20 protein-coding genes are annotated in these 24,018 nt (G+C 65.0%); 15 read left to right on the top strand and 5 right to left on the bottom strand.

Features of this window, described 5'->3' with window-relative positions; translation table 11 throughout:
- Positions 1 to 28 precede the first annotated feature (28 nt).
- From Q6A48_RS15755 to Q6A48_RS15820, 14 genes are all read left to right on the top strand, one after another.
- Entirely contained in the window at positions 29 to 2,479 is a 2,451-nt protein-coding gene (locus Q6A48_RS15755) for a glycosyltransferase (RefSeq protein WP_304555023.1), read from the top strand.
- 57 nt (positions 2,480 to 2,536) lie between these two features.
- Complete coding sequence (locus tag Q6A48_RS15760) at positions 2,537 to 4,945, top strand: phospholipid carrier-dependent glycosyltransferase (protein WP_304555024.1); 2,409 nt, start codon at positions 2,537 to 2,539, stop codon at positions 4,943 to 4,945.
- Between the two features lie 11 nt (positions 4,946 to 4,956).
- Positions 4,957 to 5,970, top strand: coding sequence for a glycosyltransferase family 2 protein (locus tag Q6A48_RS15765; RefSeq protein WP_304555025.1), 1,014 nt, complete (start codon positions 4,957 to 4,959; stop codon positions 5,968 to 5,970).
- A complete protein-coding gene (locus tag Q6A48_RS15770; RefSeq protein ID WP_304555026.1) occupies positions 5,967 to 6,758 on the top strand; it encodes a class I SAM-dependent methyltransferase in 792 nt (263 codons plus the stop codon). The genes Q6A48_RS15765 and Q6A48_RS15770 overlap by 4 nt, the downstream gene beginning before the upstream one ends.
- Positions 6,755 to 7,162 (top strand): GtrA family protein, encoded by a 408-nt coding sequence (locus Q6A48_RS15775; RefSeq protein ID WP_304555027.1) that lies wholly within the window; start codon positions 6,755 to 6,757, stop codon positions 7,160 to 7,162. The genes Q6A48_RS15770 and Q6A48_RS15775 overlap by 4 nt, the downstream gene beginning before the upstream one ends.
- A gap of 2 nt (positions 7,163 to 7,164) precedes the next feature.
- Positions 7,165 to 8,448: an NAD-dependent epimerase/dehydratase family protein gene (locus tag Q6A48_RS15780; RefSeq protein ID WP_304555028.1), complete on the top strand. Its 1,284-nt coding sequence runs from the start codon at positions 7,165 to 7,167 to the stop codon at positions 8,446 to 8,448.
- Positions 8,438 to 10,015, top strand: a complete 1,578-nt coding sequence (locus Q6A48_RS15785; protein WP_304555029.1) for an FAD-dependent monooxygenase — start codon at positions 8,438 to 8,440, stop codon at positions 10,013 to 10,015. The genes Q6A48_RS15780 and Q6A48_RS15785 overlap by 11 nt, the downstream gene beginning before the upstream one ends.
- A 13-nt stretch (positions 10,016 to 10,028) precedes the next feature.
- A complete protein-coding gene (wecB, locus tag Q6A48_RS15790) occupies positions 10,029 to 11,138 on the top strand; it encodes a non-hydrolyzing UDP-N-acetylglucosamine 2-epimerase (protein ID WP_304555030.1) in 1,110 nt (369 codons plus the stop codon).
- The gene (locus tag Q6A48_RS15795; protein WP_304555031.1) at positions 11,129 to 12,250 is read left to right on the top strand and encodes a glycosyltransferase family protein; all 1,122 of its coding nucleotides are present in this window, start codon (positions 11,129 to 11,131) and stop codon (positions 12,248 to 12,250) included. Before wecB ends, Q6A48_RS15795 begins: the two co-directional genes overlap by 10 nt.
- 367 nt (positions 12,251 to 12,617) lie before the next feature.
- Entirely contained in the window at positions 12,618 to 14,309 is a 1,692-nt protein-coding gene (locus Q6A48_RS15800) for an Hsp70 family protein (protein ID WP_304555032.1), read from the top strand.
- A 3-nt stretch (positions 14,310 to 14,312) separates the two neighbouring features.
- Positions 14,313 to 15,692 (top strand): J domain-containing protein, encoded by a 1,380-nt coding sequence (locus tag Q6A48_RS15805; RefSeq protein WP_304555033.1) that lies wholly within the window; start codon positions 14,313 to 14,315, stop codon positions 15,690 to 15,692.
- A gap of 111 nt (positions 15,693 to 15,803) precedes the next feature.
- Complete coding sequence (locus Q6A48_RS15810; protein ID WP_304555034.1) at positions 15,804 to 16,550, top strand: substrate-binding periplasmic protein; 747 nt, start codon at positions 15,804 to 15,806, stop codon at positions 16,548 to 16,550.
- 96 nt (positions 16,551 to 16,646) lie between these two features.
- Positions 16,647 to 17,354 carry a winged helix-turn-helix domain-containing protein gene (locus Q6A48_RS15815; protein ID WP_304555035.1) on the top strand — a complete coding sequence of 236 codons (708 nt, stop codon included), beginning with the start codon at positions 16,647 to 16,649 and terminating at the stop codon, positions 17,352 to 17,354.
- Positions 17,355 to 18,641: an ATP-binding protein gene (locus Q6A48_RS15820; RefSeq protein ID WP_304555036.1), complete on the top strand. Its 1,287-nt coding sequence runs from the start codon at positions 17,355 to 17,357 to the stop codon at positions 18,639 to 18,641. It begins immediately after the preceding gene.
- Positions 18,642 to 18,665: 24 nt separating this feature from the next.
- On the opposite strand, the gene Q6A48_RS15825 is transcribed toward Q6A48_RS15820, so the two are convergent.
- Positions 18,666 to 19,457, bottom strand: coding sequence for a MipA/OmpV family protein (locus Q6A48_RS15825; RefSeq protein WP_304555037.1), 792 nt, complete (start codon positions 19,455 to 19,457; stop codon positions 18,666 to 18,668).
- A gap of 208 nt (positions 19,458 to 19,665) precedes the next feature.
- Here Q6A48_RS15825 and Q6A48_RS15830 point away from each other — a divergent pair, with 208 nt between their 5' ends.
- Positions 19,666 to 19,980 carry a DUF2388 domain-containing protein gene (locus tag Q6A48_RS15830; RefSeq protein ID WP_304555038.1) on the top strand — a complete coding sequence of 105 codons (315 nt, stop codon included), beginning with the start codon at positions 19,666 to 19,668 and terminating at the stop codon, positions 19,978 to 19,980.
- Positions 19,981 to 20,040: 60 nt separating this feature from the next.
- Here Q6A48_RS15830 and Q6A48_RS15835 read toward each other — a convergent pair whose 3' ends face one another.
- The 4 genes from Q6A48_RS15835 to Q6A48_RS15850 all read right to left on the bottom strand — a co-directional run bounded on the left by Q6A48_RS15835 (position 20,041) and on the right by Q6A48_RS15850 (position 23,993).
- Positions 20,041 to 20,997, bottom strand: coding sequence for a 2-hydroxyacid dehydrogenase (locus tag Q6A48_RS15835; protein WP_304555039.1), 957 nt, complete (start codon positions 20,995 to 20,997; stop codon positions 20,041 to 20,043).
- 55 nt (positions 20,998 to 21,052) lie between these two features.
- The gene (locus Q6A48_RS15840) at positions 21,053 to 21,811 is read right to left on the bottom strand and encodes an SDR family oxidoreductase (RefSeq protein WP_304555040.1); all 759 of its coding nucleotides are present in this window, start codon (positions 21,809 to 21,811) and stop codon (positions 21,053 to 21,055) included.
- Positions 21,812 to 21,851: 40 nt separating this feature from the next.
- Positions 21,852 to 22,544, bottom strand: coding sequence for a fumarylacetoacetate hydrolase family protein (locus Q6A48_RS15845; RefSeq protein WP_304555041.1), 693 nt, complete (start codon positions 22,542 to 22,544; stop codon positions 21,852 to 21,854).
- 99 nt (positions 22,545 to 22,643) lie between these two features.
- On the bottom strand, positions 22,644 to 23,993 hold the full coding sequence (locus tag Q6A48_RS15850; RefSeq protein WP_304555042.1) for an MFS transporter: 1,350 nt from the start codon (positions 23,991 to 23,993) through the stop codon (positions 22,644 to 22,646).
- Positions 23,994 to 24,018 lie beyond the last annotated feature (25 nt).

The following is a 24,018-nucleotide window of genomic DNA, read 5'->3' on the forward strand; positions in this document are numbered from 1 at the left end:
ACCGCACTAACAAAGGATTCGAAACCGCATGGAACAGCTCAACCGACTGGCTGATTGCATCGACCAACTGAGGCGCTCGACAGAATCCCGGTCCGTCGAAGCCGCCCAACTGGTCAAGGAAATCGAGAACCGCGACCGGCTGGTCGATCAGTTGCGTCGGGAGCTGAAAGAGGCTGCTGCCCGCACAAGCGCCCAGGAGCGCGAGATGGCGCTGCTGCGTGAGCGGTTGCGGGCACACGAGCAGGACCTGGAAGCGGCCACGACATCGTTGCAGGCAAAGACCGGCGAAGCGACCGCCCTCGCCGATCAGGCCGCGGACCTGCAGAATCGCCTGGCCAGCCAGCACGCCGAGCTGCTCAAGCTGTCGGATTGGAGCCATGCCATCGAACGGGCCCCGCTGCGCTATTCGATCCGCAAATTCCTGTATCGCTGGTCCCGCCGGGTCTTCGCCCTGCTGCCTCTCGATGCGCAGCGCAAAAGCAGGCTGGCGAGCCAGCTGCGACGCTGGCTCAAACCGCGCAAGCCGCTGTCAGGCGAATCGCCGGTAGCACCGGACCAGGCCGCCACGTCGCTCCCGGCCCTGCCGACGAACCTTCCATCGCCGCCTGTGGCGACGGACCCGACCCTGCTGATGTTCGGCGTCATCGATTGGCACTTCCGCATCCAGCGCCCGCAGAACCTGGCCAAGGAGCTCGCCAAGGCCGGCCAGACGACCTTCTATATCTCGAACAACTTCATCGACGACCAGGCGCCCGGCTTCGAGGTCGAAGCGCTGGACGCCTCCCGGCGGCTGTTCCAGATCCGTCTCAAGGTCTTCGGCGCGCCGGCCATCTACCATGCCCCGCCTTCAGCCGCCGCGATCAGCCAGTTGTGCCAGGGCATCGCCCTGTTGCTGCGCTGGGCCAAGGTCGGCGCGGTGGACTGCATCGTCCAGCATGCCTATTGGTTTCCGCTGGCAAGGCGCATCCCGAACTCCACGCTGATCTACGACTGCATGGACCACCACGAGGGCTTTGGCAACGTGGCGCAGGAACTGCTCGACCTGGAGATCGCGCTGATGCGCCGCGCAGACCTGCTGGTCGCGACGTCCGATTGGATCGAACAGCACGCCAGGCGGGAAAACGCCAACGTCGCGGTGATTCGCAATGCCGGCGAATACGCGTTCTTCAGCCAGCGCCCCGAACACATTTACCAGGACGCCAAGGGCCGGAAGATCATCGGTTACTACGGCGCCATCGCCGAATGGTTCGACCTGGACCTGATCAAGCACGTCGCCAGATCCTTCCCACAGCACTTGATCCTGCTGATCGGCAACGACACGACCCAGGCCAGGAAACACCTCAAGGGTTGCGCGAACGTGGTCCTGGAAGGCGAAGTCAGCTACGCCTCGCTGCCTTACTACCTGCACGCCATGGATGTCTGCCTGCTTCCGTTCAAGGTCATCCCGCTGACCCTCGCCACCAACCCGGTCAAGGTCTACGAATACCTGAGCGCGGGCAAACCGGTGGTCTCGGTGAAACTGCCGGAGTTGAGTAAGTTCGGCGACCTGGTGCGGGCGGTCGAGAATCCGAAGGACTTCGTCGCGGCCATACGCGACGTCCTGCGCGCGCTCCCCGAAGCGCAATCGACGCTGCAGGCGCGACGAACGTTCGCCCAGGCACAGACCTGGCGCCATCGCGCCGCGAGCCTGCGCGAGGCCATCGACACATTGCCCCAACCCAGGGTCAGCGTCGTGGTGCTCACCTACAACAACCTCGCGCTCACCCGGGCCTGCCTCGACAGCCTGGTGACCCACAGCCACTACCCGAACCTGGAGATCATCGTCGTCGACAATCATTCCAGCGACGATACCCCCGCCTTCCTCACTGCCTGGGCCAAGGGGCACCGGGATCGGATCGTCATCCTCAACCCCGACAACAAGGGTTTCGCGGCGGGCAACAACGTGGGGCTCGCCGCGGCCAGCGGCGACTACCTGGTGATCCTCAACAACGACACCATCGTCACCGCCGGTTGGGTCAAGGGCCTGATTCGCCACCTGCGGGACAACCCGAACATCGGGATCATCGGCCCGATCACCAACAACATCGGCAATGAAGCCAAGGTCAATACCCGCTACAGCCTGATCGAGGACATGCACGTCGAATCGTCGCAACTGACCCATGCGCGCATGGGCGAGTGCTTCGAAATCAACACCCTGGCGTTTTTCTGCGTCATGTTCCCCCGCTCCACCTATGAGCAGATCGGCGGCCTGTGCGAAGAGTACGGCCTGGGGTTCTTCGAAGACGACGACTACTGTCGCCGTGTCCAGCAGCGCGGCCTGCATGCCGTTTGCGCCGAGGACGTGTTCGTTCACCACCACCTGTCCGCCTCGTTCAACCAGTTGGGCATGGAGAAGAAACGCGCGCTGTTCGAGAGGAACAAAGCCCTCTACGAAAGCAAATGGGGGCCTTGGGTCCCCCACGTGTACCGTGACGCCTAGGCCGGCCGCCCGGTGTTTTCCAAGCCACTGACGTGTTTGAACAGCAGGGACGATATCTTGCACAGAGACAGCTTGAAGTACGCGACGGTGGTGTTCGTCCTGTTGGCCAGTGCGGTGGTCAGCCTGTACGGTTTCTCGACACTGCAATGGCCGTCGTTGAACAGCGCCACCCGGACCCTGCTGCTGGCGACGGTAGCGATCGCCGCCCTCACCGTCCTCACTCGCAAGCCTGCCCTTGTGCTCGGCCTGGGATCGATAGCGGGCCTGGCCATCGCCGCCGGCCAGGCCTGGCCGCTGATCGTCGTTACCGTATTGGCGCTGTCGGCCCGCACCCTTGGCAAATGGCTGGTGGGACAACGAACCGGCACCGATTGGACGGTCCAGCTGCTGGTCGGCCTGGGCCTGTTCGGCACGCTGACGGGCCTGGCGGCCTACTTCCCGATCAACTACCCCTGGCTGTATGCGGCCCTGCTGTTGCTGCCGCTTGTGCTGGGCCATCGCGACGCCACGGCGACCGTTCGCGAAGTCCTGGCGCAGCTCCGTGCCGAGCGCGGGCCGCCGGCACCGTTGCAGGCGCTGCTTGATGTCCTGATCGTCGCCTTCGCCTGCCTGCATGGGGCGGTCGCCCTCATGCCGGAAGTCGGCTATGACGCCCTGGCGATGCACCTGTTCGTCCCCGCCCATCTGGCCCAGCGGCACCAATGGGGTTTCGACGCCGGCACGTATGTATGGGCGGTCATGCCGATGCTGGCCGACTGGATCTACAGCATCGTCTACATGCTGGCCGGCGAAACTGCCTCGCGCCTGACCAACTGCGCGTTCACGCTGCTGGTGGCGTGGCAGGTCCGAAACCTGGCGATCTGGGCCGGCGGCACGACCATAAGCGCCCGCTGGGCGAGCCTGTTCTTCCTGTCCACGCCCCTGGCCTTTGCCGAGAGCAGCAGCCTGTTCATCGAGTCGGCGTGGACCGCCTTCGTGCTGGCCGGGTCGTTGGCCATCCTCAACGCCTCACGCTTCACCCCGGACGTCGCGGAGCGTCATCGGCAGTTGATCCTGGCCGGGGTCGTGCTGGGGTTCGCCCTGGCGACCAAAGCGGTGACCCTGAGCATCCTGCCGGTGTTGTTGGTGCTCCTGCTGGTGCAATGCCAGGCCTGGCTGCGCCCCGGTGTCGCCAAGGCGTTGCTGTTGGGCAGCGCCGGCCTGCTATTGGCCGGCATCACCCCGTACCTTACGGCCTGGTGCCTGACCGGCAATCCGGTGTTCCCGTTCTTCAACGCCGTTTTCCAATCACCATTCTGGCCGAGCGTCAACTTCCAAGCCCCGGCCATCTTCGACAAGGGGGTCGCGTGGGACACCCTTTACCGGATGGTCTTCAACGCCCCCCGGTTCATCGAAGGCAAGGACGGCGCCGCCGGTTTCCAATGGCTGCTGCTGCCCACCGCAGCCGTCGCCCTGGTCCTGGGTGCCCATCGCAAGGGCCTGTGCCTGCTCGCGCTCGGGGCCGGTGCAATGGCCCTGTCGTTCCACTCCACGGCCTACCTGCGCTACATATTTCCTTCCTTCGCCTTGTTTGCAGTGGTCCTGGCCCTGCCCTTTTCCGGCCACAAGCACTTCCCGAGGACGCTCGGGGTCGTCGCTGGCGCGGCACTGGTGCTGGCCAACGTGCTGTTCATCCAGGCAGCCACCTACTATGGCCAGATCAACCCGGCCGCGCTGTTCAGCCCGGCCGGGCGGGATGCCTATCTGGCGCAGAACCTGCCGATTCGCAAACTGGTCGAGGTCGTCAACGCGTTGAACGTCGGGCACCGCCCGGTGGCAGTCTTTGCGCCGCCCTCCATGGCGGGCCTGAAAAGCGATGCCTTGTACGCGTCCTGGTACAACGTGAAATGGACCCGCGAAGTCGAGCAGGCAAGCACCTCGCCTGCGCTGCTGCAACTGTTGCGCCAGCGCCAGGTGGATTGGCTGATTATCGATCACGGTAGCACGCCGAAAGCGCAACTCGAACGCCTGCTGAGCGTGTCCGACGCCTACGCCAGCATGGGCGGGCTGGACCTGCGCAAGGTCAACCAGGTCCCCCTCGAGCGTTTGCTCAACCCCGACTTGTCCAGCCTCGAGGGCTGGCACCTGACCGACCCCTCGTCCTATGACGCGTCGCAAAAGGTCCTCACGGTCACGGTCAAGACCCCGGCCACCCAGCGTGTCGAGGTGACCCCGGGACAGACCTTCACCAGCGGCGTGTCGGCCCGTTGCGCGGCACAGCCCACGTCCGGGAGAGTCCAGACCAACTGGATGGATGCCCAGGGCCAGTTCATTTCCGCCAGCATCGAGACGTTCGATTGCACGCCGCAATGGGCGACCCATGAAATGACCGTGGTCGCGCCTGACGAGGCCGCTTTCGCGATCGTCTATGCGTCCGGGCATACCGACACGCCCCTGGCGTTCAAGTCCCTCTCATTCAGACAATAGCCAGCGAATCGATGAACTCAAAAACAGAGCTTTTCACGGAAGAACCCCGAGTCGCGGTCGTCATCCCCTGCTATCGGGTGACGGCGCACATCATCGAGGTCATCGAGGCCATCGGCCCGCAGGTGTGGCGCATCTACGTGATTGACGATGCATGCCCGGATGGCTCCGGCCAGCATGTGCTGCAAACCTGCCGCGACCCCAGGGTCAGGGTCCTGCCCCATGTGGTCAACAGAGGCGTCGGGGGGGCCGTGATGACCGGCTACCGGGCAGCGATCGCGGACAACGCGAGCATCATCGTCAAGGTCGACGGCGACGGGCAGATGGACCCGGCCTTGATCCCGTTGTTCATCGAACCGATCCTGGCGGGCGAGGCCGACTACACCAAGGGCAATCGTTTCTTCAACCTCGAAGAGGTGCAGTCGATGCCAAAGGTCCGGCTCTTCGGCAACGCGGTGTTGTCGCTGATGGCGAAACTGTCGACGGGGTATTGGGACCTGTTCGACCCAACGAACGGATACACCGCGATCCACCGTGACGTCGCCCGGCTGCTGCCCCTGGACAAGGTCAGCGAACGCTACTTTTTCGAGACCGACATCCTGTTCCGCTTGAACACCGTGCGCGCCGTGGTGGTGGATGTTCCGATGGAGGCGCGCTATGGCGATGAAACCAGCCACCTGGCGATCTCGAAGATCATCGGCGAGTTCCTGTTCAAGCACTTGCGAAACTTCACCAAGCGGGTGTTCTACAACTACTACCTGCGGGACATGTCCCTGGCTTCGATCGAGTTGCCCATCGGGTTGCTCATGCTTTTGTTCGGCACTGTCTTTGGCAGTTATCACTGGCACGAATCCGCGCAGAACGGCGTCCAGACACCGGCCGGAACGGTGATGCTCAGTGCGCTGCCACTGCTTCTGGGGTTGCAACTGATCATGGCCTTCCTTGGCTATGACATCGCTTCGGTGCCCACCCGGCCAAGGCATTCGCGACGCCGTCACGCCACTTCATTGCGCAAGGACATCCCGTGAAGGCGCTCAGGGATCTACTCTGCGACCCCTCGCTCAAGACCCTGGATGTCGATGGCGCCGAGCGTCTGGCGCTGCATAAGCGAATTCTCGAACGCAAGCGAATGCTCAGGGACGTGTTCGTCGAGTTCCACCATGCCTTTCATCGCCTGGCCGAGCGCTACTTCGAGGTCGAGGGCCTGGAAGTGGAAATCGGCGCCGGCATCGCGCCGATGCGCGATTCCTACCCTGGCGTACTGGCGACCGACATCGTGGCCACCGACCACTTGGACATGGCGTTGAATGCCGAATCCATGAGCTTGGCCGATCACTCGGTCAGGGCGTTCTATGGCCAGAACTGTTTCCACCATTTCCCTCATCCCGAGCGGTTTTTCAGCGAGCTGGAACGAACCCTCGTGCCCGGTGGCGGGGCCATCCTGATCGAACCTTTTTACGGCCCGTTCGCCGCGTTCCTGTACAAACGGCTGTTCAAGTCCGAGGGCTTCGACAAGCAATTCGAGTCGTGGGAAACACCGTCGACCGGCCCCATGAACGGCGCCAACCAGGCACTCAGCTACATTGTCTTCGTTCGGGACCGCGAGGCGTTCGAGCTCAAGTACCCCGGCCTGGAAATCCTCCACCAGGAGGTGTGCGCCAACTACCCCCGGTACCTGATCTCGGGCGGGTTGAATTTCCGCCAGTTGCTGCCCGACGCATTGATTCCCGTGATCAAGGTCGTTGAGAAAGGGCTTTATCCCCTGCGGCGGGTGCTGGGCCTGCATCACATTGTCGTCATCAGGAGCAAGCCTTGACCTTTATCCGGTATGGCGCCATCCAACTGCTGGCCTACGGGCTGGACATGGGCACGTTCCTGTTGCTGATGGTTTTTTTCCAGGACGAGCCGATCCTGGCCAACATCGCCGGCAAAGGCGTCGCCGGGGTGTTCGCGTTCTTTTTGCATCGGCACTTTACGTTCAGGTCGAGCCAGGGCAGCGGCAAGGCCCAGGCCGTAAGCTACTTCTCGCTGCTGGCGATCAACATCCCGCTCGCCTCGGCCTTGCTCAGCGCCGGCCTGTACGTCGTCGACCGCCCGACCGCGGTCAAATTCGCTGCCGACGTGGCCTGCGTCTTCATGACGTACTGGATCAGCAAGGGGTTCGTGTTCACGTCCAAGGCTGCGACGCCTGAACGGCCTGACCGCGTGGAAGGCGCCTGACCATGAAGTTGCTGATTACCGGCGCAACGGGCTATATCGGCCAACGGCTGACCGACCGTGCGGCAGCGGCCGGCCATGAGCTGGTCTGCGCCACGCGCACACCGTGCGCCGCAGCCCATGCCTGGCTGCCCTACGACCTGGAGGGTCCGGCGCCGGAATGTCCGGACGGTGTCCAGGCGTTGATCCACCTGGCGGCCAGCACCTCGCCCGACGCCGGCATTGGCGCGGACGCCGAAGTCCTGGCCGCCGAGGCGCTGATCCAGCGCGCCCGGCAAGCCTCGGCCCGGTTCATTTTCATTTCCAGCCAGACGGCCCGGGCCGCCGCCCCCAGTGCCTACGGCCAGGTCAAGTGGCGGATCGAGCAAGCAGTGCTGGCGGCCGGCGGCGTGGTGATTCGCCCGGGCCAGGTGTATGGCGGTCCCGAGCGCGGGCTCTTCGGCCTGCTGTGCAGGCTGGTGCGCCGATTCCCGGTCGTTCCGATGCTCCTGCCGGCGCCTTGGGTGCAACCGATCCATGTCGATGACCTGGCCGCCTCGATCCTGGCGGTGGTCGAGCGCGAGGATATCCGCGCCCAGGTGCTGAGCCTGGGCGCGGTGCAGCCGGTTGGCTTTGGCCGCTTTCTCATGGCGATCGCGACACACAGGGTCCACGCGGTGCGCCTGCCGGTGCCCGTGCCGGTGGCGCTGCTCACAGGGCTGCGCCGTTGCCTGGGCCCATCGTTGGGCAGGAGGCTGGGGCTGGAGCGGATCGTTTCGCTGACCCACCTGCCCGCGCTGGACAGCGCGCCCAGCCTGCAGGCACTCGGGATCGAATTGCGATCCCTGGCTGACGGCTTGCACCGCTCCGGTCGTGGACAACGTCGGCGGCGCCTTGAAGAAGGCTCCGTGCTGCTGAACTACCTGCTCGTCGGCCCGCCGCCGAGCAGCCTGGTGCGTCGATACGCCCGGGCCCTGGAACGGGCCGGCAGAAACCGACCGGCCATTCGCTCGCCGTGGCTGAGGCGCTGGCCGGTCCTGCTGGCCCTGCTCGACACCCCCGGCGTTCTCGATACGCCCGGCGGCCAGGACCTTTCCTGGCGCTTGCAGGCCGCGCTCAACCTCGCCGAAGCCAGCCCATCCGGCGCCAAGCGGTTTCTCGGCACGCCTGCACCGCGCGGCGTCGTCGCCACGGTGTGTACGCTGGGCTGGATCTCGGCCAGGGCCCTGGCGTGGCGGGTCGTGACCCCGCTAGGTCGACCGCTGGCCCGCCTGCTGCTGCTTGAAGGTGCCGCGCCACATGAAGCCTGAATTCGATGTGATCATCGTCGGCAGTGGCCCCGCCGGCACGTCGGCCGCCTACCCGTTGGTCAAGGCCGGCGTGAGCGTGCTGATGGTCGATGCCCAGGTCGAGACCGGCATCTCGACGGCGCCAACGGCGCCGTACCTGGCCAGCCGCGCCAGCGACGACTCCCAGTGGAAATGGTTGATTGGCGAAGACTTCCACGGGCTGGACCAGCAGCACGCGGTGTCGCCCAAACTGAAGACGCCCACCCACGCCCATGTGTTTCGCGGGTTCACTGCCGGTAACCGGATCGACACCCACCATTTCGTCGGCGTCGGGTCATTGGCCACCGGTGGGCTGTCGAATGCCTGGGGTTGTGGCGTGGCGCGCCTGGACGCCAGCGACTTTCCCGGCGCCCTGCCCTTCGATTACGCCGAACTCGAACAATCCTATGAAACGGTGTCCCGGCGAATCGGTATCAGCGGCCAGGTCGACGATGATCTTTCAAGCTACTTCGGCCTCGATGCATGGTCCCAACCCCCCCTGCCGATGGACCCTTTGCACCAGCGCCTGCTCGATCGCTATACGCGCCGCCAGCCGAGTTTTCCCGCCCTGGGCTTTCGCCTCGGCCGTTCGCGGGTGGCGGCGTTGAGCCAACCGCTGGGGGAACGCAAGGCCTGCGACCTGTCCGGCAACTGCCTGTGGGGATGCCAGAACCAGGCGCTGTACAGCGCGGCCCAGGAACTGCGGACACTCAAGCAGTACCCGGGTTTCCAACACGTCCAGGGGTTCCTGGTGGATGAGCTTTTGCGCCAACCGGACGGGACGTGGGTGATCACCGACCGTCACGCCTCCCGTCGCGTGGGGGCCAAGCGCCTGCTGCTGGCGGCGGGCACGCTGGCCTCCACCCGGCTCGCCCTCAAGTCGTTGAATCACACCGCCGCGGTGCGCGTGCTTTCGTCGCCCACGGCCGCCTTCCTGCTCTGGCTGCCGGGCATGCTCGGGACCCCGAGGGTGTCGACTTTTGGCCTGGGCCAGCTATCGTTCGCCCTGGAACTGGCTGCCGGCACCCGCGCCTTCGGCTCGACGTTCAGCACCACAGGCTTGCCGATGAGCGAATTCGTCAATCGGATCCCGATGAACAAACGCCTGGCCATCGAGTTGTCGAACCACCTGCTCAGTGCCTGCCTGGTGGGAAATCTCTTCCTGCCTGGCCATCTGTCCAACAACACGGCGAGGTTACGCCCGGATGGTTCGCTGGGCGTCACCGGCGAGCTGCAACCCGAGACGCCAGGGCTCATGGAGAATGCCGAGGCCAGGCTGCGCCGGATCTATTGGAAGATGGGCGCGCTGTTGATGCCGATGAGTTTCACGGTTGCCCAGCCGGGGGCGGACATCCACTATGCGGGGACGTTGCCGATGCAGGCCCGGCCCGGGATCGGGCAGACCGACCGGCTGGGAGAAGTCGCGGGCCTGCCCGGCGTGCACATTGTCGACGGCGCCTGCCTGCCCAGCCTTGCCGAAAAATCCCACACCCTGACCCTCATGGCCAACGCGGACCGGATCGGACGCGCCCTGGCAACACAACGATAGGACATCTGCAGGAATGACCCGCAAGGTACTTTGCATCGTCGGCACACGCCCGGAGGCCATCAAGATGGCCCCGGTGATCAAGGCGCTCCAGGCACAGGACGGCATCGACTGCCGGGTGCTGGCCACCGCCCAGCACCGCGGCATGCTCGACCAGGTGCTGGCGTTCTTCGCAATTACCCCGGACCTGGACCTGGACATCATGCAGCCCGACCAGTCGCTGGCGACACTGACTGCACGCTTGCTGCACGCGCTGGACGATGTGCTGAAAACCGAGCGACCGGATGTCGTACTGGCCCAGGGCGACACGACCACCGTGATGAGCGCGGCGCTGGCGTGCTTCTATCGGCAAATTCCCTTCGGCCATGTCGAAGCGGGCCTGCGCACCGGCGACATCCGCAACCCGTTCCCCGAAGAGGCCAACCGAGTGATCGCCGGCAAGCTGACCCGCTGGCATTTCGCGCCGACCCAAGGCGCCGTGGACAACCTGCTGCGCGAAGGCGTCGCCCCGGCCGACATCATCCTGACGGGCAATACCGTGATCGATGCCTTGTTGATGACGGCGGCCCGTCCCGTGCCCCTGGGTATCGAACTGGACCCCGACAAACGCCTGGTGCTGGTCACGGCCCATCGACGGGAAAATTTCGGCGCACCGTTCCAGCATATCTGCCAAGCATTGCGCTGCCTGGCCGAACGCAACCCGGACATCCAGATCCTGTACCCCGTCCACCCCAACCCCCACGTGAAGGAAGTGGCCTACCCGTTGCTCGGCCAGGTGCCCAATATCCTGCTGTGCGCGCCACTGGACTACGCCCCGTTCATCGCGGCCATGAAACGCGCGTACTTGATCATCAGCGACTCCGGCGGCGTGCAGGAGGAAGCGCCGGCATTGGGCAAACCGGTCCTGGTGCTGCGTGAGGAAACCGAGCGCCCGGAAGCGGTGGAGCTGGGCGTGGTCAAGCTGGTGGGGCCGCACCGCGACGCGATCCTCGAACAGGCCCAGCGCTTGCTCGACGATCCCCAAGCCTATCGGGGCATGGCCCGGGGCATCTCCCCTTATGGCGACGGCCAGGCGGCCGGACGGATCGTCGAAGTGCTGAGGCAGTACCTGTCGCCATGCGCCTGATCTACCTGTCGCCGGTACCGTGGGCAAGCTTCAGCCAGCGCCCCCATCATTTCGTCCACTGGTACCACGACCTGACCGGGGAACCGGTGTTGTGGATCGACCCGTATCCGACCCGCTTGCCCGCGTTGGACGACTTCCGGCGCAAGCAACCGATGGCGGCCCCGCCCGACTTCAGCATTCCGTCCTGGCTGCACCTGTGCCAGCCGCCGGCGCTGCCCATCGAACCCCTTCCAGGCGCGTCGCTGATACTCAAGCCGCTCTGGCGCCGGACGTTCAGGACCGTCGCGCAATTTTGCGCCGAAGGCCCGTGCAGGATCTGCGTCGGCAAGCCTTCGGAACTGGCGCTGCAAGTGCTGGCACGCCTGCCGGACAGCCCGGCGATCTACGACGCCATGGATGATTTCCCGGCTTTCTACCAGGGCCTGTCCCGGCGGTCGATGGCGCGGCGCCAGGCCCAGCTCATTCAACGCGTGCCACACCTGCTGGTCTCCTCCACGGCCCTGCACGACAGGCACCGGGGCATGGCTGAGCGCGTCGAACTGGCCCTCAACGCCTGCGACCTGCAGCAGCTGGCGCCGGTGGAAGGGCTCGACCTGGGCCGCAAGCAACAGGTACTCGGCTACGTCGGCACGATGGGCCACTGGTTCGATTGGGACCTGGTCATCGCGCTGGCCCGGGCCAACCCGACCCATCCGGTCCGCCTGATCGGCCCCGTGTTCACGCCGCCGCCCGGCGCGCTGCCGGCCAACATCGAGCTGACTCCCGAGTGTGCCCATGCCGAAGCCATTGCCGCCATGGCACGGTTTTCGGTGGGGCTGATCCCCTTCAAGCGCAACCCGCTGACCGCTTCGGTCGATCCCATCAAATACTACGAATACCGGGCCCTGGGCTTGCCCGTGATCGCCACCCGCTTCGGTGAAATGGCCCTGCGCAGCCAGGCGCCGGGGGTCTGGTTGGTGGACGGGGACTCCGACCTGCGTCAAACCGCCCTCCAGGCACTCGCCTGCCCGGGTGACCCCGCCACCATCCGGCAATTTCGCCAGGACAACCTCTGGGCGAACCGTTTCGCGGCGACGCGAGTGCTTGGGCCGCTGCGCGGCCAACGGGGATAAATCCCCTCGCCACAGGGGAATGCGTCTGGCCCCGATCCGTGGCGAGGGCGCTTGCTCCCGCTGGGCTGCGCAGCGGCCCCTGACGATACGCAAGCAGGAGGCTTTTGTGGCGAGGGGATTTATCCCCGCTGGGCTGCGCAGCGGCCCCTGACTGGCGCGTCCTCACCGCGAACGACTGGAGCTTGCTCGCCAACCTCTGGATAATGGCGCGCTGGCCGACAGGCGTTGAGCGACGGCCGAGTTAAAGCGACAGGCCTTCGCTGCCGATAACCCCGGCCATGGCGCTGCGTCTCTCCGGCATGCTGTTATGACTGACCCGCGACCTGGGCTCTCCATGGCCCGGCGCGTCATTTAAGGAAAAGTGACTGTGATCATTGGTATCGACCTGGGCACCACCAACAGCCTCGTGGCGGCCTGGGATGGCGAACAGGCGCGGATCCTCCCCAACGCCTTGGGCAACTTCCTGACGCCGAGCGTCGTGGGCCTCGACGACGAGGGCCAGCTGGTCGTCGGTGATATCGCCCGCGAGCGCTTGCATACCCACCCCCAGCTCACCGCGTCGCTGTTCAAGCGCTACATGGGCAGCGCCCGCGAGACCCGGCTCGGCTCCCGCGTGTACCGCGCCGAAGAGCTCTCGGCGATGCTGCTGCGCAGCCTCAAGGCCGACGCCGAGCGAGCCTTGGGCGAGCCGGTGCATGAAGCGGTGATCAGCGTACCGGCGTATTTCAGCGACGCCCAGCGCAAGGCCACGCGCATCGCGGGTGAACTGGCGGGGCTGAAGATCGAGAAGCTGATCAACGAACCCACCGCGGCCGCCTTGGCCTACGGTCTCGAACAACGAGACGAAGCCACGTTCCTGGTGTTCGACCTGGGCGGCGGCACGTTCGACGTGTCGATCCTGGAGCTGTTCGAAGGCGTCATGGAAGTTCGCGCCAGCGCCGGCGACAACTTCCTGGGTGGCGAGGATTTCGATGACCTGCTCGTGGAGCACTTCATCGCCAGGATCGGCGCCGCCGACCTGCCGGACCTCACCCTCCCCGCCATCACCCAGCGCCTGCGGCGCGAAGCGCAGCGGGTCCGCCATGCCTTGGGCCAGGCCCAGGCCGCACGCTTCACCCTTCGCGAGCAGTCCCGCGAATGGAGCCTCGAACTGACCCAGGCCGACCTCGCGGCGATCGTCCAACCCTTGCTGGACCGCCTGCGCGCACCGATCGAACGGGCCTTGCGCGATGCCCGGATCAAGGTCGCGGACCTGGATGAAATATTGCTGGTCGGCGGCACCACCCGCATGCCGCTGGTCCGCAAGCTGGTTGCCACCCTGTTCGGGCGGATCCCGGCCATGCAGCTCAACCCGGACGAAGTGGTGGCGCAAGGCGCGGCCATCCAGGCGGCGCTCCAGGCCCGCCATGCGTCCCTGGAAGAAGTCGTCCTGACCGACGTCTGCCCGTACACACTCGGCATCGAGACGTCCATGCAGGTGGGGAACGGTTTCCAGAGCGGCCACTACCTGCCGATCATCGAGCGCAACACCGTGGTGCCGGTGAGCCGGTCCCGCAACGTGTCCACCCTCAGCGATAACCAGAAAGTGGTCCGGCTCGGCATCTACCAGGGCGAAAGCCGCCTGGTCAGCAACAATATTTTCCTCGGTGAATTGGAAATCCCCGTACCGCCGCGCAAGGCCGGTGAAGTGACCCTGGATGTGCGCTTCACCTACGACAACAACGGCTTGCTCGAAGCCCAGGTGCACCTGCCGATCAATGGCGAGACCCGCCGGCTGGTGATCGAGAACAACCCGGGCGTGCTGGCCCCCGAGGAAATCGCCCAGCGCCTGGCCGCCCTCGAAGCGCTGAAAGTGCACCCCCGCGACCAGCAGATCAACACCCTGCTGCTCGCCCGGCTTGACCGCCTGTACCAGGAAAGCCTCGGAGAGGGCCGCGAGTACATCGCCGGGCTGGCGAACCATTTCCAGCAGATGCTCGATACCCAGGACGAACGCCAGATACGTGAAGCCCGCAGCGACATCACCCAGCGTCTCGCCCACTTCGAGCGGGAGGTTTGAGCCATGAGCCACTGGCAATTGCTCAGCCTGACCCCCGATGCGGACGAGCGCAGCATCAAGCGCGCCTATGCGCGGCTGCTCAAGGTCCACCGTCCGGACGAAAACCCGCATGAATTCCAGCGCCTGCGTGAGGCCTATGAAGCGTCGCTGGCCGAGGCGCGCTGGCGTGCGCAGGCCGATGAAGACATCGTCGAGCCCCCGATCGCCGAGCCCATCGCCCCCGCTCCCGAGGTGATGGAGATCCCCGCGCCGGCCATGGCCCTGGAACCGATCGAAATCCCGCCGGCCATCCGGCCTCCGGAGCCGTCCCTCGGGCAGATGGAGCAATGGCTGGCCGAAGGCAAGGAACGCCAGCTCATGGACGCCCTGCGTCACTGGCTCAACAGTGAGTGGCTGGTACCGTTCGAGCACCGCCAGCAGTTCGAGCAATGCGTGCTGGATTGGCTCGAGTCCGCCCCGCAGTGGTCACCGGCGTTCTTCGAGGGCGTGTGCAAGGCCATGGGCTGGGACGAAGACCAAGGCAACCTGCCTTGCCCGTACTGGCGCTGGGATCGCCTGATCCGGCAGTGCGAGGTGCAAGCCCTGGAGGAAACCCTGCGCGGCGACCTCGCCCGGTTCGACGCCGATAAACTCCATGGGCAGGCGGCGGCCTTGCTGTTGAAGCCCATGGGCGACGCCCGCCGGCGGGCCATGGCCGACCACTTCACCGGCCTCGACTGGCAGCGCTTTACCCAGCTCGCCGAAAGCATCGAGTACCAATACCCCGAGGTCCCCGAACGCCTGGGGCTGCAACCGCTGGACAACTGGCGGGACTGGTTGCCGGCCACCAGCTATCGAGGGGTCAGCCTGTTTCTCTGGTTCGCATTGTCCGCGCTGATCATGGTGTCGCTGCTGGCGACGCCGGACAACCGGGATGAGCCGCTGATCGTGCTGCTCATGCCGTTCCTGATGCCGGCATTGCTCTGGCTGGGCATCAAGGTCTACTACGCCTGGACCTACGTGGCCATTGCGGCCGGGCAGGTGGATGTGTGGCTGAGCCAGAGGCTGGTCCCGCGCCGCTGGTACCGGCAAGGCGCCGGGCTGCTGGTGTTGCGCCACGTGCTCCCCAGCGCAGTGCCGGCGGCCCTGGCCTGCGCCTGGTCCGAGACGCTGCCGTGGCTGCGCTGGGTCAGCCCGCCAGTGGTGTTCCTCGGCACGCTGTATTTCACCCAGATGGCGCTGAGCGGCGGTCGGGTCTCGATCTGGGCCCGGGTTCGGCGAGCCATCATGTTGCAGGTCGGACGGCTGCCCTGGCACTGGCTCAGGCACGAAAGCGTACCGGTCCTGGTGGGCGTGGTGGTGATGGCGGCGTGGGTGTATTCGAGGCTGAGGACCCTGTCCTAGCGTCTCGTGGGTTGGCGGAAGTTTGCCGCCATGGGGTCTGGTTGCGTCTATGCTTATCCTGGCCCCTTCATCAAAACCGCCAGCCACGGCGAGCGGCCCCCAGGTGATTACGTGAAACACTCGGCACCGACTGCAGTGCTGTTTTGTCTGTTGCTCGGCACGCAGGCCTGGGCCGAGCAGTACCAGGTCGTGACCGAAGAATGGGCACCGTACAACTACCAGGAAAACGACCAGCTCACTGGCATGACCACGGAAATCGTCCGGGCCATCATGGCGCTCACGGGGGATGCTTTCGACGTGACGATGGTGCCCAGCATGCGCGCCACCCAGGCGCTGAATACCCGGGGCAAGACCATCATGTACTCGCTGTTCCGCACCCCGGACCGCGAGCCGTTGTACAAGTGGGTCGGCCCGATCGTGGAAGAGTCCATCCACCCTTACCAGTTGAGCAGCACGCCGCCCGTGGACAGCCTGGAACAACTGCGGCGTGTCCCGCAGATCACCACGCGGCATGCCGGGCTGGTACCCGCCCGGTTGCAAGCGATGGGGTTCGGCAACCTCGATAAAAGTGCGACATCGAGCCTGCAGCTCTACCGCATGTTGCTCGCCGGCCGCACGACCATCATCGTGGGCGACACCGATGCCGGGGTGGCCTACTACAGCCGCCAGTTGAACATCCCCCCCGACCGGCTGCGGCAGATACCCGTCGAGGTCTATCGTTCATCCTTGTACATCGCCTTCAGCCCCGACTCCGAAGACACGGTCGTCGCCGCCTGGGCCCAGGCCCTGGAGCAGTTGCGCCAGTCGGGCGAGCTGGAGCGGATCCAGCGACGCTACACCCACCCGGTAGCGCCCTGACAGTGGCCACGCGCTTTTTGTCGCCGCCGACGATAGTCCCGGCAACCGCTTGACGGCATAATGCGCGCACTTCGTTCAGGGTTGGAAAGGGTCATTATGGATGACGCGGGTTCAGGCAAAGTCTTGCTGGTCGAAGACGATGAAAAGCTCTGTGGATTGATCGCGAACTTCCTGTCGCAGCATGGCTTTGACGTGCAGGCCGTGCACCGCGGCGACCTCGCGCTGAGCGCATACACCGACTTCAAGCCGACGATGGTGGTGCTGGACCTGATGCTTCCAGGCCAGAACGGCCTGCACGTCTGTCGTGAGCTTCGCGCGCTCGGCGATACACCGATCGTCATCCTTACCGCCAAGGAGGACGACCTGGACCATATCCTCGGCCTGGAGTCCGGTGCCGACGACTATGTGATCAAACCGATCAAGCCGCCTGTCCTGCTCGCGCGCCTGCGCGCGCTGCAACGGCGCCATACGCCACAGAACAGCGTGGGCACTGCCCTGGAGTTCGGCCGGCTGAGCATCGATCGCACCTGCCGGGAGGTCCGTCTGGCCGGGGCGCTGGTTGAACTCACCACCATGGAGTTCGAACTGCTCTGGCTACTGGCGAGCAACGCCGGGGTCACATTGTCCCGCGACGACATCCTCAACCAGGTGCGAGGCATCGACTTCGATGGCTTGAACCGCAGCGTCGACGTCTACATCAGCAAACTGCGGGGCAAGCTCAAGGACAATCCGCGCGAACCGGTGTGCATCAAGACCATCTGGGGCAAGGGCTACCTCTTCAATCCGTTCGCCTGGGAGTCATAGGTGCTGCGCCTTTTCCTCGGCCTGTACCTGGTGCTGGCGGTCGGCCTGGTCCTGGCGATGCAGGCGGTCGAACATACTTTCGATGCGCTGCTCGACGGGCAGATGCAAGCCTTCCACCGGGAGACGTTTCGTGGCCAGGCGCATGCGCTGGTCGAGCGCTTGCGCGAAGTGCCAGGCGAGCAACGGGAACAGCAGCTGGACGCGCTACGCCCCGACTACGGCCTTGAGCTGGCCCTGGTGCAAGCCGACCGGCTGGCGTTGAGCGACGCCGAAAAAAGCCTGCTGGCCCATGATCAACTGGTGCTGCGTGACAAATACACGCACATCCTCAGTCGCATCGACGACGGCGATCAGTTATTGAGCCTCAAGCTGCCACTCGAGCCCAACCTGATGCCGTTCTACATTGGCGCCGCCTACCTGATGCTGGCTGTCCTGGTGGGTATCGTGCTGTTCATCTGGGTACGCCCCCATTGGCGCGATCTGGAAAAACTGCGGCTGGCTGCACAACGTTTTGGCGACAATGACCTGTCGGTGCGGATCCGCATGTCCCGACGTTCCAGCATCAGTGACGTGGCCGGGCATTTCGACCTCATGGCGGCGCGCATCGAAGGCTTGATCGCCAACCAGCGCGGACTGACCAACGCCGTGTCCCATGAACTGCGCACCCCGATCGCCCGGCTGAACTTCGAACTCGACCAGCTCAAGCAATGCCAGGATCCTGCCAGCGCCCGTCCACTGATCGAGGAGATGTACGCAGACCTCGGTGAACTGGAGGACATGGTGTCCGAGCTGCTGACCTATGCCAGCCTGGAACACGGTTCGGCGGCCATCAGTACGCAACGCATCGAAGCCGGCAGTTGGCTGGACAGCGTGGTCGCCAGCGTGACCCTCGAAGCGGAAGCCGCCGACATCGACGTTCGCGTCGTGGCGTGTGAGGTGGAGACGTTCGACATCGAACCGCGCTTCATGGCCCGGGCCGTGATCAACCTGCTGCGAAACGCGATTCGCTATGCGGACAAACGTGTCCACGTAGCGCTGTCGTGCAGCGCCGACCAGTATCTGTTGCAAGTCGATGACGACGGGCCCGGCGTCCCGGTGGCCGGGCGGGAAAGAATTTTCGAACCGTTCGCTCGCCTGGATACCAGTCGCGACCGGCGCACCGGGGGCTTCGGCCTGGGGCTGGCGCTGGTACGCAGGGTCGCGCAATCCCACGGTGGCGGCGCGCAGGTGTCGGATTCCACCTGGGGCGGCGCCTCCCTGCGCATGACCTGGCCCACCCGACGCTGAGCAAGCGCCGGGCGGGCCCAGTCTTCAGAACGAGTAGCTCACCTGCGTCGCCAACGCACTTTGCAAACGACGCTCGACAATCGGGCTGTCGGCCGCGTCGTTCGCCAGGTAATCCACGGTCGCCACGGTCGACACACTCCAGTGCTCGTCGATGGGCAGCTTCCAGGTCAACTCGGCACCACGACTGAACATCCCGCCACGTGCGCCGTAGGCGTGATATTGGCTGCGCGATGCCTGGGCTTCGCTGACGCCGTACCAGGTACGCAGGTAATCACTGTCGCCAAACTGGCTGTTGATGCTGCCCACCCACTCACCCATCCGCCCCTTGTACAGCGGCAGGCTCAGGCTCAACTTCAGGCGGTTGTAGGCCGACCCGGTATCGGGTTCGTCCTTGTCCTCTTCCATGGCGTGCTCGAAGTTGGCGCCCAGGACCAGCGGGCCCAGGTGGTAACTGCCGTCCAGGCCCAGCAACGGCCGCGACTTGATCGAACCCATGCCATTGAGCTCATCCGACCCCTTGAAACCGGAGCGCCGGTCCTTGCGAGCGGCACTGCCATTGACGTAGATGCTGAAACCGAACCTGTCGCCCTGGGTGGCCCAGCCCAGGCCTTTTTCGGTACCCAGGAAGAATCCGCCGGGGCTGGTGATTTCACCGCCGAGCAACGGTGCCACGGCGCGCTCGGTGGCGCCGCTATAGCGTGGCGCGCTGGCGACGCCGGCATTCAGGCTGTAATGCCAGTCCTCGGCACGCAGGGCGGACGCGGGCAGCAGCAGGCAGGCGGAAGTAACACACAACAGGCGAAGCGAAGTAGACATGGCGGCATCCAGTGAGATTGGGATGCGCCATGCTAGGTGGCAGGTGAGCGGCAATCTTCGGCAGCTTTGTCGTGAAATTGTCAAAGACTGTAAACCGGACGCGAGGTCGCAGGCTGCACTTTTTAACAATCCTTTGCAAAGCTCATGAAGTTGCCACGAACCGTGCTTGCTAGGGTGCGCCTCCCATCCGCAATGCGTCGAGCGTTCCATGAAAACCGCACATCCGTTTGCCCTGTCGTGCCTGGCCTGCTGCCTGGCAAGCACCCCGGCCCACGCCACCAGCTTCGTCATGACCACTGACCTCACCGTGAGCCTGAGCATGAGTGCCAGCAAAGGCACCAGCAGCTCCTTCAAGGACGACAAGATTGTGTTGGCGGCCAAGGACGACGCCGCCGCTTTCGTCGCCAGCAACGGCGAAATCCGCGGTGCCCGCATCGAGGCGGCATTTGTCCGGATTCGAGAGGTGCTCAAGGCCCCTTCGATACCGGACCAACAACTGGCCGCTGCTATCCTGGCGCTTTGATCCGGCGCTGTCGCCCGATCCTGAGTGCAGGGGCCCGAGCCCCCTCCAGTAGCCCGGCCTTCAGCCCGTCACACAACCCTGGGGGATTTTCCCGGCAAAACTGTCCACCAGGCTGGCCACCACCATCTCGCCCATTCGCGTGCGGGTTTGCAGCGTCGCGCTGGCCCGGTGAGGTTGCAGCACCACGTTCTCATTGGCGAACAACGCCTCGGGAACGTTTGGCTCATCGACGAACACGTCCAGCCCGGCGCCGGCGATGTCCCCGGCCGCCAGGGCCGCGACCAGGTCGGCTTCGTTGACCAGTTTGCCCCGGGCCACGTTGATCAGGTAGCCGCCCTTGCCCAGCGCCTGCAGCACGCGGGCGTCGATGATGGCCTGGGCGTTGTCGGCGGCGGCGGCCAGGATCAGGGCGTCGCTGTCGGCGGCCAGTTGCTTGAGCTCGGCGACGAAGGTGTAGGGCACATCGCTCATCGGTTGCAGGTCGGTGTAGCTGATCGGGCACCCGAAGGCCGCCGCCCGGATCGCCACGGCGCGGCCGACCCGGCCCATGCCGACGATGCCGATGCGCATGCCGGAGACCTGGCGCGCCAGCGGCAACGGTGCCAAGGGTGTCGGGCTCTGCGGCCATTGGCCCGAGCGCACGTAGCGGTCACCGGTGCACAGGCCACGGCATACGCCGATCAACAGACCCATGGCCAGGTCGGCGACGTCCTCGGTCAGCGCGCCGATGGTGGCGGTCACGCGGATGCCGCGATCCCTGGCATAGGCCAGGTCAACCGCATCGGTCCCCACGCCGTTGACGGCCACCACTTCCAGCTTGGGCAGTTGTTCCATGATCGCCCGGCTGATGCCGGTATGCCCGCCGGTGATGACCCCGCGGATGTTGGCGCCGTGTGCCTGCAAGTACGCCGGTTTGTCGGCCTGTTCAAAATAGCGCCGCACCGTGAACAGCTCGTTGAGCCGGGTGTTGATTTCAGGGATCAGGATCGGGCTGAGCTGCAAGACTTCTGGCTTCATGTGGACCTCGTGTAGCGAATGGGGAAAATCGGTTCCAGTGCGGTGCTGCCCATGCTCAACCGCGACCGGCAAACGGCATGGCGGTGGCCATGACAGTCATGTTCAGGACGTTGGCCGACAGTGGCAGGCCGGCGATGTAGCGCACCGCGTCGGCCACATGCTTGACGTCCACCATGGGCTCGACCGCGATGCTGCCGTTGGCCTGGCGCACGCCCTTGGTCATGCGCACCGACATCTCGGTGAGGGCGTTGCCGATGTCGATCTGGCTGCAGGCGATGTTGTATTCGCGCCCATCCAGCGCCAGGGATTTGGTCAGCCCCAGCACCGCATGCTTGCTGGCGGTGTAGGCGCTGCTGAACGGCCGCGGGGTGTGGGCCGAAATCGAGCCGTTGTTGATGATCCGCCCGCCCTGGGAATGTTGCCGGCGCATCAGGCCGAAGGCACCACGGGCGCAGAGGAAAACGCCGTTGAGGTTGGTGTCGATCACGTTGCGCCACTGTTCGAACGTCAGCTCATCCAACGGCACGGCCGGCGCGTTGACCCCGGCATTGTTGAAGACCACGTCCAGGCGCCCGTAGACCTCGGCAATGGTGGCGAACAGCGCCTCGACGCTGGCCGGGTCGCGCACGTCGGTGGGCACCGCCAAGGCCTGGAGCCCCTCGCTCGCCGCCGATTCGACCAGCGCCTGCAACGGTTCCGGCCGCCGGCCCGCCAAGACCAGGGTGTAGCCGTCAGCCATCAGCCCCAGGGCTACCGCACGACCGATCCCGCTGCCCGCACCGGTCACCAAAGCCACTTTCAATGGGTTGGACATATATTCTTTCCTTTCTCGAATCAGTTGACGCGGGCAGGACTCAAGGTCGCTGGCCAACGCGCATTTCCAGTTGGCCGAGGCCATCGATCCCGGCGTTGATGACATCGCCCGGTTGCAGCAGATCGACGCCGGCCGGACTCCCGGTCATGATCAGGTCGCCGGCCCGCAGCGCCACCGACTGGGAGATCCGGCTGATCACTTCGCTGACCGACCAGATCTGGCTGTCGAGGCTGTCGCGCTGGCGCTCCTCGCCGTTGACGTTCAGCCACAGTTCGCCTTCGGGGTGCCCCGCCCGCGAGACCGGCACGATGGCGGTCATCGGGGCCGCGGCCTCGAACACCTTGGCGCCTTCCCAGGGCAGGCCGTTGCGCTTGGCCCTGCGCTGGACATCACGCCGGGTCAGGTCGAGCCCGACAGCGTAGCCCCAGACATAGGCCAGCGCCTGGCTCTCGGGAATATTCGCGCCGCCCTCGCCGATGGCCACCACCAGTTCGATTTCGTGGACGAATTCCTCCGTCACTGGCGGATAGGGCACTTCACCGATCGCGTCGATCACGCTGCTGGCCGGCTTCATGAAGAACACCGGCGGCTGACGGTTCTGGCCCTGGGTGTCTGGCCACGGGTAGTTGCGACCGACACAGAACACACGGGCGACGGGAAAGCGTTGCGCAGTGCCGACCACCGGCAAGGTCACTGGCAGGTCCGGGGTAAAGACGTACTCGGGCATGTTCATCCTGGTAAAAGTCCTCTTGGTAGCGTCAGCGTACGGCGGCGATCCCTGGCGAAGTTGGAGGAATGCCGCCTCGTCTTGGAGAAAAACGGTTTTCTTGGCTCAGCGTGTCTTGAGTTCGATGCGATACAGGCGCCCGAGCAGCAACGAATAGGACAAGGTGCCCATCAGCGCAACGCCGCCGATGAACCAGAAGGCCAGGGCGAACGAGCCGGTGCTGTGGACAATGGCGCCGATCACGATGGGCGTGACGATGCCGCCGATGTTCGCCGCCAGGCTGGTGATGCCGCCGGTCAAGCCGATCAGTTCCTTGGGTGCCACCTCCGACACCGCCGCCCACGAGGACGAGGCAATGCCCTGGGCGAAGAACGCAACGGTCAGGATGGCGATGCAGATCAGGTTCGAATCGGTGAAATTCACCAGCACGATGGACATGCCCAGCATCGAGCCGACCACCAGCGGCAGCTTGCGGGCGAAGGACAGCGAATAGCCGCGGCGAATCAACAGGTCGGAAATGATCCCGGCCAGCAGGATGCCGACGGTCGCGCCCACGAACGGCAGCACGGCGAAGATCCCGGCCTTGATCATGGTCAACTGGCGTTCTTCGATGAGGTAGGTCGGGAACCAGGTCAGGAAGAAGTACAGCGCCGAGGTGCTGGCGAACTTGCCGATGCAGATCGCCCAGACCTGCCGATAGCTGAACAGCTCGGCGATCTGCCGCCAGTTGAAGCGGGTGCGCTCCTGGCTGCTCTTGACCAGCCCGCCCCCGGCTTCGATGTATTTCAGTTCCTGTTGGCTGACCTTCTTGCAGTTCATCGGATCGCGATAGAGGTACAGCCACGCCACCCCGAAGACAATGCCCAGGGCGCCGGTGCTGTAGAAGACATGCCGCCAGTCGTAGGTCGTAGCCAGCCACAACAACGCGCCGGTGAACAGCGCCGTGCCCAGGTATTGGCCGCAGACGTAGATGCTGCTCGCCATGCCCCGCTCCCGCGCCGGAAACCACACCGTGACCGCCCGGCTGTTGGCCGGGAACGCCGGTGCTTCCATCGCCCCGACCGCCAGGCGCAGGCCGAACAACGAGGCGAAGCCGGTGGCAAACCCTTGGCAGACGGTGACGCTCGACCAACTGATCAACGACACCCCGTAGGTGAACCGCGAACCGAAGCGATCGGCAATGAACCCGGCGGGAACCAGGGCGAGCGCATAGGTCCAGGCGAAGGCGGAAAAGATCAGGCCCATCTCGATCTTGTCCAGGCCCAGGTCCTTGGCCAGGAACGGGGCGGCAATCGAAATGTTGACCCTGTCGATGTAGTTGATGATGGTCGCGATCAACAACAGCGACAGCATGAACCAGCGCCGGCGCGACGGCAGTCGCCCGGGCACTGCGGCGTCCCGGGCGGTGGCGATCACCGGCGCGGCGGCGGTCTGGGAAGTGTGGGAATTCGACATGGGTGGACCTCGTTATTGTTAGAAG

The sequence above is a fragment of the Pseudomonas citrullilanati genome, from assembly GCF_030580855.1.
Lineage (GTDB): Bacteria > Pseudomonadota > Gammaproteobacteria > Pseudomonadales > Pseudomonadaceae > Aquipseudomonas > Aquipseudomonas citrulli.